This window comes from Streptosporangium sp. NPDC048047, from assembly GCF_040653115.1.
In the GTDB taxonomy this organism is placed as follows: Bacteria; Actinomycetota; Actinomycetes; order Streptosporangiales; family Streptosporangiaceae; genus Streptosporangium.
In genome coordinates, this window is record NZ_JBEZNH010000123.1 from 1 (window position 1) to 1,352 (window position 1,352).

Annotated in this window: 1 rRNA gene (running past one end of the window); it reads left to right on the top strand. The window is 56.7% G+C overall.

Features of this window, described 5'->3' with window-relative positions:
* Positions 1-74 precede the first annotated feature (74 nt).
* Positions 75-1,352, top strand: a 23S ribosomal RNA gene (locus AB0D67_RS38970) (it continues 1,924 nt past the right edge of the window).

Consider the following 1,352-nt stretch of genomic DNA (forward strand, 5'->3'; position numbering starts at 1 on the left):
GGGTGTCTGGTGGTGGTGTCGGTGGGTCGCTGCGTGTTGTTTGAGATTTGCATAGTGGACGCGAGCATCTTTGTGGCCAAGTTTTTTAGGGCACACGGTGGATGCCTTGGCATCAGGAGCCGATGAAGGACGTGGGAGGCTGCGTTAAGCCCCGGGGAGTCGCCAACCAGACTTTGATCCGGGGATGTCCGAATGGGGAAACCTAGCACCAGTCATGTGGTGTTGCCTCCGCCTGAATGTATAGGGCGGTTGGTGGTAACGCGGGGAAGTGAAACATCTCAGTACCCGTAGGAAGAGAAAACAAGAGTGATTCCGTGAGTAGTGGTGAGCGAAAGCGGAGGAGGCTAAACCGGGCGCGTGTGATAGCCGGCAGGCGTTGCGTGTTCGGGGTTGTGGGACCTTCTTGGAGAGACTGCCGTTTCTCTGGACAGTGATAAATCGGTGGGATAGCCGAAGCTTCTGGGAAGCTGCGCCGTAGACCGTGAGAGCCGGGTAGGTGAAATCCTGTCGACTGTTGGAGGGGATCCCAAGTAGCACGGGGCCCGAGAAATCCTGTGTGAATCTGCCAGGACCACCTGGTAAGCCTAAATACTCCCTGATGACCGATAGTGCACTAGTACCGTGAGGGAAAGGTGAAAAGCACCCCGGTGAGGGGTCGTGAAATAGTACCTGAAACCGTGTGCCTACAAGCCGTAGGAGCGTGAGCGGGGTTCGCCCTGTTCGTGATGTGACTGCGTGCCTTTTGAAGAATGAGCCTGCGAGTTGCGGTGTGTGGCGAGGTTAACCCGTGTGGGGGAGCCGTAGCGAAAGCGAGTCTGAATAGGGCGTTTATAGTCGCATGCTGCAGACCCGAAGCGGAGTGATCTAGGCATGGGCAGGTTGAAGCGCGGGTAAGACCGCGTGGAGGACCGAACCCACCAGGGTTGAAAACCTGGGGGATGACCTGTGTTTAGGGGTGAAAGGCCAATCAAACTCCGTGATAGCTGGTTCTCCCCGAAATGCATTTAGGTGCAGCGTCGCGTGTTTCTTGCCGGAGGTAGAGCACTGGATGGCCGATGGGCCCGACAAGGTTACTGACGTCAGCCAAACTCCGAATGCCGGTAAGTGAGAGCGTGGCAGTGAGACTGCGGGGGATAAGCTCCGTAGTCGAGAGGGAAACAGCCCAGACCACCGACTAAGGCCCCTAAGCGTGTGCTAAGTGGGAAAGGATGTGGAGTCGCAGTGACAACCAGGAGGTTGGCTTAGAAGCAGCCATCCTTGAAAGAGTGCGTAATAGCTCACTGGTCAAGTGATTCTGCGCCGACAATGTAGCGGGGCTCAAGTACACCGCCGAAGTCGTGGCATTCACACGT